At 67.0% G+C, this 16419-nt stretch carries 11 protein-coding genes; 4 read left to right on the top strand and 7 right to left on the bottom strand.

The window, feature by feature from the left end:
• Positions 1-32: 32 nt before the first annotated feature.
• The 4 genes from pabB to JK363_RS37260 are packed head-to-tail and all read left to right on the top strand — an operon-like array spanning position 33 to position 4985.
• Entirely contained in the window at positions 33-2162 is a 2130-nt protein-coding gene (pabB, locus tag JK363_RS37275) for an aminodeoxychorismate synthase component I (protein WP_201882407.1), read from the top strand.
• Entirely contained in the window at positions 2156-3631 is a 1476-nt protein-coding gene (locus tag JK363_RS37270) for an AMP-binding protein (RefSeq protein WP_201882406.1), read from the top strand. Before pabB ends, JK363_RS37270 begins: the two co-directional genes overlap by 7 nt.
• Entirely contained in the window at positions 3625-4440 is an 816-nt protein-coding gene (locus JK363_RS37265; protein ID WP_307822024.1) for an aminotransferase class IV, read from the top strand. Before JK363_RS37270 ends, JK363_RS37265 begins: the two co-directional genes overlap by 7 nt.
• Positions 4441-4451: 11 nt before the next feature.
• Positions 4452-4985, top strand: a complete 534-nt coding sequence (locus JK363_RS37260; protein ID WP_307822023.1) for a cysteine hydrolase family protein — start codon at positions 4452-4454, stop codon at positions 4983-4985.
• Positions 4986-5201: 216 nt separating this feature from the next.
• On the opposite strand, the gene JK363_RS37255 is transcribed toward JK363_RS37260, so the two are convergent.
• The 7 genes from JK363_RS37255 to JK363_RS37230 all read right to left on the bottom strand — a co-directional run bounded on the left by JK363_RS37255 (position 5202) and on the right by JK363_RS37230 (position 16415).
• Positions 5202-6872, bottom strand: coding sequence for an AMP-binding protein (locus JK363_RS37255; RefSeq protein WP_236076446.1), 1671 nt, complete (start codon positions 6870-6872; stop codon positions 5202-5204).
• 11 nt (positions 6873-6883) lie between these two features.
• Positions 6884-8797: an FAD/NAD(P)-binding protein gene (locus JK363_RS43335; RefSeq protein ID WP_307822022.1), complete on the bottom strand. Its 1914-nt coding sequence runs from the start codon at positions 8795-8797 to the stop codon at positions 6884-6886.
• Positions 8798-8825: 28 nt separating this feature from the next.
• The gene (locus JK363_RS37250) at positions 8826-10217 is read right to left on the bottom strand and encodes a TrpB-like pyridoxal phosphate-dependent enzyme (protein WP_201882400.1); all 1392 of its coding nucleotides are present in this window, start codon (positions 10215-10217) and stop codon (positions 8826-8828) included.
• 19 nt (positions 10218-10236) lie between these two features.
• Entirely contained in the window at positions 10237-10464 is a 228-nt protein-coding gene (locus tag JK363_RS37245; protein WP_201882398.1) for an acyl carrier protein, read from the bottom strand.
• 75 nt (positions 10465-10539) lie between these two features.
• Positions 10540-11136 carry a LysE family translocator gene (locus JK363_RS37240; protein WP_201882396.1) on the bottom strand — a complete coding sequence of 199 codons (597 nt, stop codon included), beginning with the start codon at positions 11134-11136 and terminating at the stop codon, positions 10540-10542.
• A gap of 315 nt (positions 11137-11451) precedes the next feature.
• Positions 11452-11832: a winged helix-turn-helix transcriptional regulator gene (locus JK363_RS37235; RefSeq protein WP_201882394.1), complete on the bottom strand. Its 381-nt coding sequence runs from the start codon at positions 11830-11832 to the stop codon at positions 11452-11454.
• Positions 11833-11867: 35 nt separating this feature from the next.
• Positions 11868-16415 carry an SDR family NAD(P)-dependent oxidoreductase gene (locus JK363_RS37230; RefSeq protein ID WP_372444932.1) on the bottom strand — a complete coding sequence of 1516 codons (4548 nt, stop codon included), beginning with the start codon at positions 16413-16415 and terminating at the stop codon, positions 11868-11870.
• Positions 16416-16419 lie beyond the last annotated feature (4 nt).

The raw sequence follows: 16419 nt of genomic DNA, 5'->3' as shown, positions 1-16419 counted from the left end.
GGCGGGCACACGGCTCTGGAGGAGCAGCCTCAATGAGGACTCTGCTGATCGACAACTACGACTCCTACACGTACAACCTGTTCCAGCTGCTTGCCGTCGTCAACGGCGAGGAGCCGACAGTGGTGCGCAACGACGCTCCCGGAAGCGGCACGCTGGAATGGGACACGTTCGACAACGTGGTCATCTCCCCGGGGCCCGGACACCCCGGCAGGGAACGGGATTTCGGCGTCTCCGCGCGCGTTCTGGCCGAGGCGACCGTGCCGGTGCTGGGAGTATGCCTCGGGCACCAGGGGATCGCACTCGGCTCGCGGGCCGAGGTGGCGCCCGCTCCGGCCCCCAAACACGGCCATCTGACCACCGTCCGTCACGACGGGCGGGATCTCTTCCGTGGGCTGCCGCAGCATTTCACCGCGGTGCGGTACCACTCACTGTGCGTGCAGGAACCGTTGCCTGGCGAACTCGAAGGCATGGGCTGGTCCGAGGACGGCGTACTGATGGCGCTCAGGCACCGGCTCCGACCGCTGTGGGGGGTCCAGTTCCACCCCGAGTCGATAGCCACCGAATACGGATCGGAGCTCATCGCCAACTTTCGAGACCTGACGATCGAACACCGACCGCGGCCGGTGCCGATCACAAGCCGGCGACGCCCTGCCGCGGCGGACGTCGAGGTTCCGCACAACGCGAAGTACCAGCTGCACGTCAGCCTCTTCGAGTCCACCGTGGACACCGAGTCGGCCTTCTCTCAGCTGTTCACCGGCTCCTCGCGGGCCTTCTGGCTGGACAGTGCCCAAACCGACCCCGGGCGTGGACGTTTCTCCTTTCTCGGCGACGGCAGCGGCCCGCTGGCCGAGTTCGTGCGATATGACAGCGCCGAGGAAGTGGTCCACGTCGAACGGCAGGGCCAACTCCCCTGCCGCATACGTGGCAACGTGTTCGACTACCTTCAGGACCAGCTCCAGCAGCGCCGGATCGACCGGGCCGGGCTGCCGTTCGACTTCGCCTGCGGCTACGTGGGCTACTTCGGTTACGAACTCAAGGGCCGCCTTGATTCGCCCAACCGTCACCAGGCCCGAACACCTGACGCCAGTTGGCTGTTCGCCGACAGGCTCGTTGTCGTGGACCACCATGATTGTCTGACCTACCTGCTGTGCCTCGCCGAGAACAGCGTGGAGGGCGAGTTGTCCGCCAACCACTGGCTCGACGACACACTCACGTCCCTGCGCGAACTTCCGCCCGCCGAACCGGTGCGGTTGGTGATCACGGAGGCCACGGACGAGGCTCTGGTCGAGCCGTGGCTGATGCGGGACCGGAACCAGTACCTGGACGACATCGCACGGTGCAAGGACGCACTCGTTGCGGGAGAGAGCTACGAAATCTGCCTGACCACCGCTGCCGAGCTCCCTGCCCTCGATGACGCCTTCGACTTCTACCGGCGGCTGCGCAAGCACAACCCGGCACCGTATGCCGCCTTCTTGCGGCTGGACGACATGGAGATCGCGAGTTCGTCACCCGAGCGGTTCCTGAAGCTGGACCGGCAGCGAATCCTCGAGTCCAAGCCGATCAAGGGTACGGCCCCTCGCCATGCCGTGCCCTCGAAGGACGCCGAACTCAAGCTCGAACTGGCCAACAGCGCCAAGACACGAGCCGAGAATCTCATGATCGTCGACCTGCTGCGCAATGACATCGGACAGGTTTGCGAGGTGGGCAGTGTCCATGTGCCCAAGCTGATGGCGGTCGAAAGCTACCCGACGGTCCACCAGCTCGTCTCTACGGTCCGGGGCAGGCTCCGGCCGGGAGCTGACGCGGTGGACTGTGTTCGCGCCTGCTTCCCCGGCGGTTCCATGACCGGGGCTCCGAAGCTGCGGACCATGGAGATCATCGACGGGTTGGAGAAGCAAGCCCGCGGTGTCTACTCGGGGACGCTGGGCTACCTGTCCTGCAACGGCACGGCAGATCTGAACATCGTCATCCGCACGGTGGTCTTCGCCGACGGAATGATGCACATCGGCACCGGAGGAGCGATCGTGCTGGATTCCGACCCGGCTGAGGAGTACGCGGAGGTGCTGCTCAAGGCCGCGGCCCCGCTCCGTGCGTTGTTCTCTGTGGCCGAGCAGCCGACGGAGCTGCCGGGCGCCGGACCGACAAGGACTGCACAATGGTGAACATAGCTGCTGACCTGGCCGATCTCGCCGCGCGATCGGGCTGGCTCGATCGCGCCGCAGTGCACACCGCCGGACGCACCTGGACTCATGGGCAGGTGCACGAGTTGGCCGCCAGGGCCTCGACAGTTCTGGCGGATCACGGGGTCCGGCCGGGCGAACACGTGGTGGTTGCGCTTCCCGACGGGATCGGGTGGATCACCGCATTCCTCGGCACCGCCGTCCTCGGCGCGACCGCTGTCATCGTCAATCCCGACCTGACCGCTGACGGTCACCGGTTCATCGTCGACGACTGCAAAGCAGTACTGGTGGTGACCACAGCGGAACGGGCGGGCGGCTTCGACGGCACCGCTGTGATGGATATCGAGACGCTGATGACAACAGCCGAACACGCACCGGCCACCGAGCCCCGATCGCTCGACCCCGACGCGCGTCTCTACGTGCAGTACACGTCAGGGACGACAGGCGTCCCCAAGGGGGTGCCGCACCGCCACCAGGACGTGGCTGCCTATGCGAGTGCGGTGGGCGAAGAGGTCCTCCACATCGGTCCGGACGACGTCGGACTGTCCTTGTCGAAGCTGTTCTACGCCTACGGGTTCGGGAACGCCTTCGCCTTCCCGCTGTACACCGGTTCCTCCGTCGTGCTGCTCGGCGACCGGCAGACGCCGGGGGCGGTGCGTGAAGCGATCGCACGCCACGGCGTCACCGTGCTCTACGCCGTGCCGTCCGCTTACGCCAACCTGATCAGCAGCGGTGACCCCTCCGTGTTCGCCACCGTTCGTGCCGCTGTGTCGGCAGGCGAGAACCTGCGTCCGGGCCTGGGCCGCCGAATCTCCGAGTTCATGGCCGCGCCGGTGCTGGACCAACTGGGCTCGACCGAGGTCGGCCACGCATTTTGCGCCAACGGAGTGGACTTCTGCTGGCCCGGTACGATCGGCCGCGCTGTCCCCGGATACCGGCTCGAAGTGCGTGACAAGGCAGGCAATCCGGTTGCCGACGAGGTCGAGGGTGACCTGTGGGTCAGCGGCCCCACGGTGATGGCGGAATACCTCAATCGGCCCCAGGACACGGCTCGGACGCTGGTGGACGGCTGGCTCGCCACCCACGACCGCGTGGTGCGAGGCAAAGACGGGGCCTACCGGCACATCGGTCGCGCTGATGACATGGAAATGGTCGGTGGCGTGACTGTCTCCCCGCTGGAAGTGGAGGCCGTGCTGGGCGATCATCCCGCGGTGAAGGAAGTCGGCGTGACCGTGCTTGCGGATGCCCAAGGCATCACCCTGCTTCACGCCTTCGTCGTGCCCAGGGAACCAGTCGGCCGGCCTGATTCCCTGCCCGCTCAGCTCGTCGCCCTGGCGCGAGACAGGCTCGCGCCCCACAAGGTCCCGCGCGTCGTGCACCTGGTGGACGCGCTTCCCCGCACGCCCAACGGGAAGCTGCGCAGGCACATCCTCAGAAGCGGGAAGTGGTGATCGAAGTGGGCCTGCCCCCGAGAGGGGAACAGGTGTTCACATGGCGGGATGATTACTTGCGGCCGGCAGACCCCATGACCCCAACGGCACGGACACGGTTGTCTCTGGCTGATTCCTGGCTGCTCAGCAACGGCCGTGTGCGCCGCATCGACCTGCACCGGCAACGATTCCTGCGGGGCTGTGCCGCAGTGGGGAGCGTGTCCCAGGAGACCGCAGCGGCGTTCTGGCAGGCTGCCATCGGCAAGCTCCCCAAGGCCGGAGACTGGTTCCCACGCGTGGAGCTGCCCGCTGAGGAGCCGGCCGAGTTGCGTTTGCGGGTCCGGCCGTCACCGGCACGGAGCGGGCCGGTAACGGTGTGGGTACCGGGCACCACCGATCCCAGGACGGCTCCGCATCTGAAGGGACCCGACCTCGACGCACTCGACGCGCTGCGCGGGCGAGCGGTGGCAAGGGGCGCGCAGGAAGCACTTCTCACAACGGAGTCGGGCGTGGTCCTGGAAGCCGGATATGCCAGCGTGCTGTGGTGGGACAAGGACTGGCTCTGCGTTCCGTCCCCGAAACTGCCCGTGCTGGGTGGAGTCACTACGGCGGTGATCCAGGAACGGGCCGCGCAGCTCGGTGTTCCGGTCGGGCAGCGACACGTACCGGTGGAAGAGCTGGAAGGAAAAGAGGTGTGGCTGGTGAACGCACTGCACGGCATCAGACCGGTGCGGTCCTGGGTGGGGACGTCGATTCGGCCGGGGCCTGCCCTCCGCGCCCCCGAATGGCAGAAATGGCTGGCCGGCGAGAGCAGCGAGGTGCGGGGATGACCGAAGTCCTGGTGGTCGTCGACATGCAGAACGGATTCATCACCGCGGAGACGGCTTCCATCGTGCCCACAGTGGTCGACTTGGTCGAGCGCTGGGAGCACACCGGGCGGGATGTCGTCTTCACCCGGTTTCTCAACCCGCCGGGTTCACCCTACGAGCGGCTCATGCACTGGACCGGATTTCGGTCGCCTCCGGAGAACGAGCTGATCGCCGAACTCGCGGACCACGCAGCCCGCTCTTTCGCCGTGGTGGACAAGGCGCGGTACTCCGCGTTCACCGAGGAAATGGACAAGCTGGTCCGGCTCCGCAAGTGGACGGAGTTCGTAATCTGCGGGATAGCGACTGAGATGTGTGTGCTGAAGACGGCCGTCGACGCCTTCGAACGGGGCGTCAGGCCGCAGATTGTCACTGACGCGAGTCAGACGTACGCGGGCGTCGCGGCCCATGAGGCGGGGCTCACGCTTGCCGCACGGCTGATCGGATCGGAGCAGCTGACGACCGTGAGCTCCCTGTTGGGTTCCGATCACTCATCCGCAACGGTCTGACGAGGACACGCGACACTCCACCACTTGGAGGGAAGCGGCTGTGTGCTCCGCGGCAGCGCCCGGCCCAAGTGCTCCCGTGCGAAAGGCAGATCCGGCGGCGACCATGCGTACGTGTTCCGGTACGCGTCAGACGTGGCCTCCACGCTGCCGATAGGTCCGGTCGCGTAGGAGGCCACAGATCGCACGACGGCCCCATGACCGGCCGACCGGCCGAGGCTACGCCAGGGCGGCCGGTGGGTCGGCGGCGAACTCGACGGTGCGGGACCTGCGCAGCCTTCGGACGGCCTCGCGCTGGACCTTGCCTGATTCGGTGCGGGGCAGGTCGTCCACGAACTCCAGGAACCGCACGAGCTTGGGCGCGGGCAGATGTTTTTGCAGGTGCGCGAAGAGTGCCTCGGCGGTGGCGCGGCTGGCGTTCCAGCCGGCGCTGAGCACGACGTACGCCTTGGGTACCAGTGCCTTGCCCTCGGACACCGGTACCACGGACAGTTCGGCGACGGCGGGGTGCAGCACCAGCACGTGTTCCAGTTCGAGGGGAGCGATCAGCGCCCCGTCCAGTCCCTCGAACACATCCTTGCGGCGCCCGAGGTAGACCAGGGAACCGTCGCTGTCCCACCGGGCAAGGTCACCGGTCCGGTAGCGGCCGCCCGGGGTATGGCTGGTGGCGTTGTCCTCCGGGTCGAGGTAGCCGCGCATCATGCCGACGGGCTTGTTGGTCAGGTCCAGGCACAGCTCGCCCTCCTGAGCCGGCTCATCGGTGCCGGGCCTGACCACCACCAGCTCGTAGCCCGGTAGTGGGTAGCCCATGGAGACCGGGTCCGCCGAGGAGGAGGCGGTGACCCCGGCCATGGCGGTGACCTCGGACTGCCCGAACCCGTTGCGGACGGTCACCCCGGCCAGCCTGCGGACCTGTTCGACCACGTCGCCCATGAGCGGTTCACCGACGCTGACCGCGTGCCTCAACCCGGGCAGGCCGTCGGGCAACCCGGTCCGGATCAGTGCCCGCCAGATGCTGGGCGGCGCGCAGAAGCTGGTGATCTTCCCGGTCCTCAGTACCTCCAGCAGCCGCTGCGGGGTCGCGTCGGCATTGTCCATGGACACCACGGTCGCCTCGGCGTTCCAGGGCCCGAACAGCGAGCTCCATGGGTACTTCGCCCAGGCCGGGGCGGAGACGTTGAGGTGCACATCCCCCGGCTTCAGCCCGTTCCAGTACATGCTCGCCAGATGCCCGATCGCGTAGCTGACGTGCGTGTGCACCACCAGCTTCGGCCGCGAGGTGGAGCCGGAGGTGAAGTAGTAGAACAGCGGCTCGTCGGCCTCGGTGGGGCCCTCCGACACAAAGTCGTCCTCGTGCTCGGCCGAGGAGGCGAAGTCGACCCAGCCCTCGTGCTCCCCGCCCACGATGATCCTGGTCCCGAGCCCGTCCACGGCGAGCCCCGGCACGATCCGATGGTCGGCGATCACATGCCGGGCTCCGGCCCTGCCGATCCTGGTGCGCAGTTCCTCGGGCGAGATGGTGATGAAGGCGGGCGCGATAACGGCCCGGACCTTGATCAGGGCGAGCATCAGCTCCCACAGCTCGATCCGGTTGTCCATCAGCAGCATCACCACGTCGCCCCGGCGGATGCCCTGCGACAGCAGCCAGCCGGCAACCCGGTCGGAACGCCGGGAAAGCTCCTGGAAGGTCAGCTCCCCCTGTCCGACGATGCGCAGCGCCACCCGGTCGTTGCCTTCGGCGATCCGGTCGAACCATTCGGTCGCCCAGTTGAACTGCCGTGGCCGCGGCCACCGGAACGCCTTGCGCGCGGCGTCCTGGTCCTTGGCGTGGTGCAAAAGGAGGTCCCGCGCGGCACGGAACTCCCGGTACGCATGGTCTTGCCCGGACAACGTGTCCCCGATCACTGGAAGGTGTTGGACTCGGCCCGGCGCAGCACGCTGAGTGCTATCACGTCGGCGTCCCTGGAGAAGGAGGTGTGCACACCCGGCCGGCCGTTGCCGATCTGGGTGAACCAGCACACCCGCTCGGTCGGGATGCCCAGCGCGTAGAGGGCTCGGTGCGGCCGGCCGTCGGCGGCGATCACCCGACGCTCGGCCGGGGTGATGTGCAGTGCCCCGGTGGCAAACATCTCTTCGGTGTCGCCGTGCACGAAGTCGACGGCCATCCGCTCCTCGACCAGCTGCCGCATCAGCGGATCGGTGTTGCGGATCAGGCCGGCGGTCGGGATCCGGGAGTCGATGAGCACGTCGCAGTGCCTGCGCGAGCCCTCGACGACCGGGGATTCCAGGAAGAACCGGCCCTGCTCGGCGTCGCATCCGTGCAGCACGTCCGGCCCTACCACGTCGAGCACCCTGGCATCGATCAAGGCCAGGAACTGCGCGGTGCGTTCCAGCGGCGGGCCGGTGAACAGCGTCGAGGTGCGCGAGACGAACCGGCCGAGGAAGTCGGCCCGATGGGATCGCGGGGTCAGGCCACCGAAGTCCACGGCGTGCCGCAGCACTTCGCGGGAATCCCGGATGACGTCCAGCGCGGCCTTGAGCGGACTGTCCACGTTGCCCTGACCGGCCTCCGTGATGTCGGCGCGCAGGATGCGCCGTACGTCGGCGACCACGTCGGCACCGGAGTCGAACCGCTTGGCGTGCAACGGCCTGGAGAGCTGGTCCAGGTCGACCGGCTCCACGTCCTCGAGTCCGTGGCGCAGAACCACCTCGCGCCAGCTCGCCAGTTCCGGGCCGAGTGCGCACAACTCGGCGCCGACCGCCTCGGCACGCTCCGGCCCGTGCTGGGTCCGTGCCTGGGTGGTGTAGTACACGTAGTTGATTTCGGCCTGTAATAAGGACAGCACGTCCCGGTCGAAGTCCAGAGCGGGGTTGCCCCGGTGCACCGCGTTGCGCTCGCGCAGCCGGCCGATGGCGGCCGAGGTGAGGAACCTCGGCGCCGCGCGGCCGGTCACCCCCTTCTGGTTGCGGCCCCGCGAACGGATCGGCAATCCGCTGCGCGAGCCCGCGACCACCGAGGGCTCATTGCCGCTGGCCACGTAGCACATCGCCCCGTCGCCGTTCACCTTGAACTTCCCGCCCCGGCCGACGGTGAAGGACATCAGGATGTCGTAGAAGGACAGGCCGAGCCCCACGACGCCGACCGCAGCGCCGGGCGGGATCGACTGCAGTTCCAGATCGGCGGCCGAATCCCCGCTGAGGTAACGGAGTTCGGACCGGTCCTGTGCGAACCGCGCCAGCTCGGACTGGTGCTCGGACAGCTCCGCTGGGGCGTGCCCGGTGGTGATCACCACCGCGTCGACGGTCACGGTGCGCTCATCGTCCGAGGTGGACACGCGGAGTTCGTAAGCGTTGCCGTTCTCCCGCAACGAGGTCACCTTGCCGACCACTTCGACGACCTCGCCGAGCCCGGACATGGCTCGCACCACCGAGTCGTACACATACCGCAGGTACCGGCCGTAGGCGTACCTCGGTGCGTAGTCGTCATGGTCCAGTCCGGACAGTTCCGGTTCCGGCTGCGTGTGTAACCACTGCTGGAAGGACAGGCCGGCGCCCGGCCGGCATGGCTCACCGTCGAAGACCCCGGAGAACATGCTGATCTCACCGACGACGGTGTTCATCAGGAAGCTGGTCTCCTGGTCGGTTCGCCAGATCCGGCCCGCTCCCAGTTCCACCGCGTCGATCAGCCAGATTCTGACGCTCGGCGGCTCCGTCTCGGCCATCAGATTGGCCGCGATCCGCTCGACCACCGAGATCCCGCGCGGACCGGTGCCCACGATTGCGACGTCCAGCACCGTGTCAGTCAGGTGTTGCACGACCTGTCCCTCTCTATAAGGCTCGTCGTCAGCGCGCAGCCGCGCCCGGGTCGTCCATGGCCGGCAAGCGTCCGAGCGATGAGGCGATCAACTCGTCCGACGCCGCCATGTCGGTCATGTTCCCGCTGAGGAACTGCTGGTAGGCCGACAGGTCGAGCAGCCCGTGGCCGCTGAGGTTGAACAGGATGGCCTTCTCCCTGCCCTCCTTCTTGGCCAGCAGCGCCTCTTCGATCGCGCCCCGGATGGCGTGCGCCGACTCGGGGGCCGGAATGATGCCCTCCTCATTGGCGAAGGTGAGGCCGGCCTCGAACACCGGGCGCTGCGGGTAGGCCACCGCCTCGATCAGCTTCTGGTGATACATCGCGCTCACCAAGGGGGCGGCGCCGTGGTAGCGCAGGCCGCCGGCGTGGATGCCCGGGGAGACGAAGGTGTGCCCCAGGGTGTACATCTTGGTCATCGGCGTGATGCCGGTGTAGTCGTTGTAGTCCCATGCGTAGCGGCCCTTGGTGAGCTTGGGGCATGCCTCCGGTTCCACCGCGACGAACCGGGTCTCCAGGCCCTCGCGCACCTTCTCGTGGAAGAACGGCAGACAGATGCCGGAGAAGTTGCTGCCCGCGCCGACCGAGCCGATCACCACATCCGGGAAGTCGCCGATGGCACGGAACTGCCGGACCGCCTCCTGCCCGATCACGGTCTGGTGCAACAGGACGTGATTCTCCCCGCTGCCCACCGAGAGGTTGCAGCGCTCCACTTGGCGCGCATGCTCGAAGGCCTCCGCGTTGGCGATGGACAAGCTGCCGTCGGTGTTCGGGTCACGGGCCAGTGCGGCGCGGCCGGCCTCGGAGTTCTCGTTGGGGCTGGAGATGACCTTGGCCCCGTTCATCTCCATCATGATCCGGCGGTAGGGCTTCTGCTCGTAGCTGACCCGGACCATGTAGACGGTGCACTCAAGGCCGAAGATGCGGCAGGCGACCGCGAGGGCCGAGCCCCACTGGCCGGCACCGGTGCCGGTGGTCAGGCTGGTGATGCCGGCCTGCTTGTAGTAATAGGCCTGGGCCAGCGCGGTGTTCAGCTTGTGGCTGCCGGTGGTGTTGGTGCCCTCGTACTTGTAGTAGATGCGGGCCGGGGTATCGAGCAGCTGCTCCAGCCGGCGTGCCCGGTGGAGCGGGGTCGGCCGCCAGCGCAAGTACTCCTCGCGCACCGGCTGCGGGATCTCGACGAACCGTTCCTGGCCCATGCTCTGCCGGTACATCGACAGCGGGATCTGCGGGGCGACCGCGCCACCGCCCTCACGGCCCTCCGGCCTTGCCTGGCGCAGCTTCGCCGCGTCCTCAACGCCGGTGAGGTCGGACAGCACGTTGTACCAGTGAGTGGGAACGATTTCTTCAGCGGTCAGCGAGGCTTCTGCTGAATTCACCATGCGTTTCCGATCCTCGTTTCTAGGAATTTTCCACGTGCGACTGGACCAGCTTCACGAGATCGTCAACCCGCCGCAGCGCGGCCTCAAATACCTCGCTGTCACCGATCGTGATGCCACATTCCTTCTCGACTCGGACGACGATTTCAAGAATGGCCAACGAGTCGATTCCGATCTCGCGCAACTCGTCATCACTCTTGACTTCGGCCGGCGCGGCCGATCCGAGTACGGCTGCGATGATCTCGCACACCCGAGTGTCAACCTTCACAGGAGACGTCAAGGCAATCCCTCTTCCCTGGAGTTCTTCGCTTTTCCGGCTGTTCCGTTAGGCCATGGGCCCCGTCATCACTGCGGTGCGCAGCCCGAGCAGAAGCAGAACCGCCCCACTCACCCAGGCCAGTCCCACCCGCATCGCCGGCATGGCCAGCAGCCGCCGTGCCAGGCCGACCAGGGTGACCACCACCGCGTACCAGCCGGCGCTGATCATGATCTGCACGGCGGTCAGTGTGACCACATCGGCGGGCGAACCGCCGCCGACCGGCAGGAACTGCGGGATCAGTGCCAGGTAGACGGTGGCCATTTTAGGGTTGGCGGCACTGGTGACCAGCCCTGACCGGTAGGACCGCCACAGGTCGGCGCCGCCCTGCTCCTCAGGCGCCTGCTCCGGCTGGTGGCCGAACTTCCACCGGTTGCGCACCGTCGTCACCGCGAGATAGCAGAGGTAGGCGGCACCCACCAGCTTGAAGGCGGTGAACACCAGCGGAGAGGTCTGCGTCAGTGCGGCCAGCCCGAGGGCGGAGGCCACCGCCCACATAAGCAGCCCGGTGCTGCTGCCGAGAATGGTCACCAACCCGGCCCCACGTCCAAAACGCAGCGTCTCATTCACCAACACCATGAATGACGGCCCCGGCGCGGCCACCATCGCGAAAATCGTGGCGATGAAACCCCAAGTCACCATGAGGCTGCCGCAGTTTCCATCGTCTTTCGGCTGGAGGGCGCAGTCAACGCTTGTGCATCCAATCGAAACGACCCCCCTCCAAGGTCCATGCGAAAGCCCCGGATCTTGATCAACACCATTGGCACGCTATCTGCTGGGATGGCTCCAGGCAACAAGATGGAAATCTTCCGCTTCCCGTGGAACCATCCGAAGCGCAATGCACTCAAGCGCAGGCTTCATCGGCTCGGCCGCAGCTGCGACGACGCGGACGGCGGAGATTGGCGCTCCATCCTGCGCACCCTACTCTTTCATAAATTCCATCTCCCCCTTCGTCCAGTCGAAGTCGGTCCGCGCGCTGACTATTTTCTGCTCGTGCTCATCAAGCCATTCCCTGACACCGCTGACGAGTTGTAACAGGGTCATTCCCAGCTCGGTCAGTTCGTATCCGACCAATCTGCCGGTAGATTTCTTCGACGAAGTGAGGGGGCCTCTGACGTACCCGTCACGCTGAAGCTTGTGAAGCGTTTCGATGAGCACCTTGTGATTTATTCCTTCGAGCCGCCGGGTGAGCTCGTTGAACCGGCGCCTACCTCCGTCTAATTCGACCATAACCTCAAGTGACCACCTTGCGGAAAGGGTGCACAGGATTTCCTTGATGGGAATCTTCGTGCCGTTCTGCATCGGCGCTGAATCATGGATCGACTGTGTCACTGGGATCACCGCTTATTGCCGTGTTGGTCGCTGTTGATCACTTGGGAAGAACATTTTCGAAGCCAGTCCTCAACGAGACCGGCTGCGATTCCACTGTGCTGCTCCAGCATGGTGAAGTGGTTGCCGGGAATATCCAGCGCGACGTGGTCCAAGGTCCAGGAGGTCCGCCACTGACCTCCGTCCGCCTCCGCCTCCGCCTCCTGGACCATCGATTCCGATGCCCGCAGGAACAAGGTGGGCACGTCGACGACGGTGGGCTTCCACCCTTGGAACAGCCTCAGATACGCGCCCATCGCGGTCAGGCGGGTGTCGTCGACTGGAACATGTACGTTGTTGCGCTCGAGGATCGCCGAAATCAATGCGGGGGCGATGGAGTCTCGTTCGTCACCTTCGGACAGATCAAGCACGTCCGCCAGCACCACCCCTGCCGGCCCCGTCCCCTGCGCCTCCAGGTGTGCGGCCAGCGCGTGGGCCAGAATGCCGCCGGTGGAATGGCCCAACAGCACGAACGGCTCCGTGAGGCGGGCCTCTCCGAGCCCTGAGACCAATGCTTCCAGCAGAGCCTGCTGAGTTGCCGGCACCTGCTCATCACGGTTGAAGCCGGGCAGGGGCAGCGCCCACACATCGCGTTCCCCCCGGAACGGAGCGGCCAAGCGGGCGTACTGGTGCGGCCCCGATACTGCCAGCATCGAGGGCACGCAGATCAGGGCAGGTCCACGGCCACCTTCGCTGAGTCGAACAGGATTGCTCTCCACGCCGGTGTGGAAGGCGGGCCTGAACTGCGACATCTCGATGAGCAGTTCCAGGAACGCTCCTGCCTGGCGGGTATCGGCGGCCTGCCGAAGCAATGTGCCCATCACGAAAGCTGACGCGTCGGGAGTGGGCGCTCGCTCAGTGAGTTCGTTGCGCAGGTGTTGGGCGAGTGCCATCGGTGTGGAGTGGTCGAACAGTGCCGCCGGCGTAAGGCGCAACCCTGTTGCCGCAGTGAGTCCGTTCCGTAGTTCGACGGTGGTCAGAGAATCGAAGCCCAGCTCGAGGAACTCCCGGTCTGCTGGGACTTCGTGCGTGGGGCCATGTCCCAGAACCGCACGGATGTGGGTGCGCAGTAGGTCCAGCAGAACCAGGTCCTGCTGGTCAGCCGGCTTTCCGGCCAGCTGGTCGGACAGGGACGGCCCCGGGTCGGCCGCGACGGCTCGGCTTCCACGGGAGACGAGCCCCTTCAACAGGGCGGGTGCCACGACGTCAGTGTCGTCGGTGCGTCGCACGGTGGCCAGGTCCAGCCGGATGGGCACCATCACCGGTTTGCCCGCTGCCCGTGCCGCGTCGAACAGCGCGAGACCCTCCTCGTTGGACAGTGGCCGCACACCGGAACGATTCATCCTGCGAACGTCGACTTCCGCGAGGTCTCGGGTCATCGCACCGCTCTGTTCCCATGGCCCCCAGGCGAGCGAGAGCGCCGGAAGATCGGATGCGTGGCGCTGCTCCGCCAGCGCGTCCAGCATCGCGTTGGCGGCTGCGTAGCTGCCCTGGCCCGGTGCGCCGAAGATGCCCGCGGCTGAGGAGAACATCACGAACGCGGACAGGTCGAGGTCCCGAGTCAGCTCGTGCAGGTTGAGAGCGCCGTCCACCTTGGGACGCAGGACTTGGCTTATGTGCTGTTCGGTCAGTGCCGGGACGACAGCGTCGGCCAGCACACCTGCGGTGTGCACAACAGCGGTGAGCGGCTGGTGCTCGGGCACAGCCCGGAGTACTGCCGAAAGTGCCGCGGAATCGGCCACGTCGCAGCTCGCCTGGATGACGTTTCCGCCGAGCGCGGACAATTGCTCACCGAGCGCGCGGTCCGGGTCGCTTCTGCTGACGAGCAGAAGGTTACACACGCCGTGCTCGACTATGAGGTGCCTGGCCAGCAGCCTGGCCAGCGCGCCGTTGCCTCCGGTGATCAGGGTCGTGCCGTCGCGGTCCCATTCGGTGGCCTGCCCGAGGTCCCGCGCTGCCCTGGCCAGCCGGCGCGCGTGCGCCACACCGGCCCGGATCACCAACTGCGGCTCGACCGAGGTCAGCGCCGCCGGAACCGCGGTGGCGGAGGCATCGTGCTCGTCCACGTCGACCAGGGCGAACCTGCCGGGGTTCTCCGATTGGGCCGAACGCACCAGGCCCTGGACCGCGGCTGCTGCGAGGCCGGACCCGTCGTGCGTGCTCCGCGTAAGGAACACCAGGCGGGCGGTGGCGAGTCGTTCGTCGGCCAGCCATGCCTGGATCAGAGCCAGCGTCTTGGCCAGGGCGGTCCGAGCGGTGTCCGCCCGCGGTACCTCGACGATCACCGCCTCCGGCACCGCGATCCCGGATCCGATCTCCGCGACCAGCGCGGCCAGGTCGGGCAGCGAGCGTGCTCCGGTGGGCAGTTCGCCGGTGCCGAGCTGCACGCAGGAAACCGGAGCCGCCGTGACCTGCTCCGGCACCAGGTCCACATGGAACAGCGCGTTCGAGTGACCGCGGGACAGCGTCGGGACAGGCCGGGCCGTCAGGGACTCCGCTGCCGCCACCGCCCGGCCAGAGGCATCGGTCACCAGCACCGACACCGATGCCGGTCCCGTACGGCGCAACCGTACTCGCAATGCCCGGGCGCCCGCGGCGAACAGCGACACTCCCGTCCAGGCGAACGGCAGTGCCCCGTCCCCGCTCGCGATGTGCAGCGCGGCGTCGAAAAGAGCAGGGTGCAGCCCGAAGGAGCCGGCCTCGTCGTGGCGCTCTTCGGGCAGACTGACCTCGGCGAACAGGTCGTCTCCTTGCCGCCAGGCCGCGCGCAGTCCGCGGAACGCCGGACCGTAGTCGAACCCGTCGTCGGCGAGCCGGTCGTAGAAGCCGCTCAGGTCAACTGCGGTCGCTGACGCCGGCGGCCACGGCGCGAGCTCCTCGGTCCCGGCATCGACGGCGTGTTTCAGGACACCACTGGCGTGGCGTGTCCAGACACCGTGTTCGGTACTGCCGTACACCCGCACTTCCCGGCGCCCAGCCTCCTCGGGCCCGAGGGTCATCTGGAGTTCGACCTGATCCTGTTCGCGCAATGTCAGCGGTGTTTCGAGGGTCAGCTCCTCGACCGTGGGAATCCCGACCTGGTCGCCCACGTACAGAAGGAGATCGACGAAGGCCGTTCCGGGCAGCAAGGCTGTGCCCTGGATGAGGTGATCGGCCAGCCAGGTGTGCGTCCGCAGCGACAGGCTGCCGCTGAACACCAGCGTGTCCGGGTCATTGGCGAGGTGCACCGCGTGGGTGAGCAGGGCGTGGCCGAGCACGTCGGCACCACGTGGCGCGCTGGGCGTGTCGGCCAGCCAGTAACGCCGGTGTTGGAAGGCATAGGTCGGCAGTGCCTGCCTGCGCGTGTCCGTGTCCTCCCAGAAGGCGGGCCAGTCGACGCGCACACCCTGGGTGTGCAGCTGGGCAGCGGCGGCGACGATGCTCTGGGGTTCCGGCCGGTCCGCACGCAGCGCGGTGGCGAACACCGTTCCCTCGACGTCGTACAGGCAGTCCTGCCCCATCCCGGAAAGCGCCCCGCTCGCGCCCAGCTCCAGGAAGGCGCGCACGCCGTGGGAGGCAAGCCGGCGCATGCCGTCGTGGAATCGCACGGCTTCCCGCACGTGCCGGGCCCAGTAGTCCGGAGAGGACAACTGATCAGCAGTGGCAAGAAGCCCCGTCACATCCGAGACCACCGGGATCCTGGGTGTGTGGAACGTCATGCCGGCGGCAACGCGTCGGAACTCGTCGACCATTGCATCCATATGAGCCGAGTGGAAGGCGTGGGAGACACGCAGCCGCTTGGTCTTGCAGCCACGGCGCTCGAACTCCTCCTTGATGTCGAGCACCGACTGCTCGTCACCGGAGATCACCACGGCCGTTGGTCCGTTGATCGCGGCGATGGACACCCGGTCGCCTGCCGCGGCCACGCGCGGGGCGACGTGGTCCTCGGACGCCTGGAGGGCAACCATCGCCCCGCCCCGAGGGAGAGCTTGCATAAGTCGTCCGCGAGCCGCTACCAGTGCGCACGCGTCCGGCAGCGAAAGGCATCCGGCGACATGGACGGCAGCCAGTTCACCTATCGAGTGGCCCAGCAGGAAGTCAGGCTTGAGTCCCCATGAATCGACCAGCCGGAAAAGGGCCACGGAGATCGCGAACAGCGCCGGCTGGGTGTAACCGGTCTCGTCGAGGAGCCGTGCCGGCTCCGAGTCGGGTGCCGCGAACATCACCTGACGCAACGGGACGTCCAGGTGGGGGTTGAATGCGGTGAGGACCGAGTCCAACGCCGCTGCGAACACGGGGAATTCCTCCGCAAGCTGCCTTCCTGCCCCCAGCCGCTGGCTTCCCTGCCCAGGAAACAGGAACGCCGTCCGCCCGGCACGAACACTCGTGGTCTTGGCAGTCCTGAGCGCTGCCAGCAAGTCATCCCGGGTCTCACCCACCACCATTGCCCGGTGCTCGAAGTGGGCCCGCCCCACGGCCAGGGTGTATCCGACGTCAACAGGGTCGAGTTCGGGATGGGTGTCCAGGTAGGTGCGCAGTCGG

The sequence above is a fragment of the Streptomyces coffeae genome (assembly GCF_016741875.1).
GTDB classification, from domain to species: domain Bacteria; phylum Actinomycetota; class Actinomycetes; order Streptomycetales; family Streptomycetaceae; genus Streptomyces; species Streptomyces coffeae.
This window is presented reverse-complemented; position numbering and strand designations above follow the sequence as displayed.

What these genes read in the sequence shown, in the direction of transcription:
- JK363_RS37250 (WP_201882400.1), bottom strand. Translation starts at nt 10,217, where the DNA reads ATGGTGAATTCAGCAGAAGCCTCGCTGACCGCTGAAGAAATCGTTCCC.
- pabB (WP_201882407.1), top strand. Translation starts at nt 33, where the DNA reads ATGAGGACTCTGCTGATCGACAACTACGACTCCTACACGTACAACCTG.
- JK363_RS37270 (WP_201882406.1), top strand. Translation starts at nt 2,156, where the DNA reads ATGGTGAACATAGCTGCTGACCTGGCCGATCTCGCCGCGCGATCGGGC.
- JK363_RS37235 (WP_201882394.1), bottom strand. Translation starts at nt 11,832, where the DNA reads ATGCAGAACGGCACGAAGATTCCCATCAAGGAAATCCTGTGCACCCTT.
- JK363_RS37240 (WP_201882396.1), bottom strand. Translation starts at nt 11,136, where the DNA reads ATGGTGGCCGCGCCGGGGCCGTCATTCATGGTGTTGGTGAATGAGACG.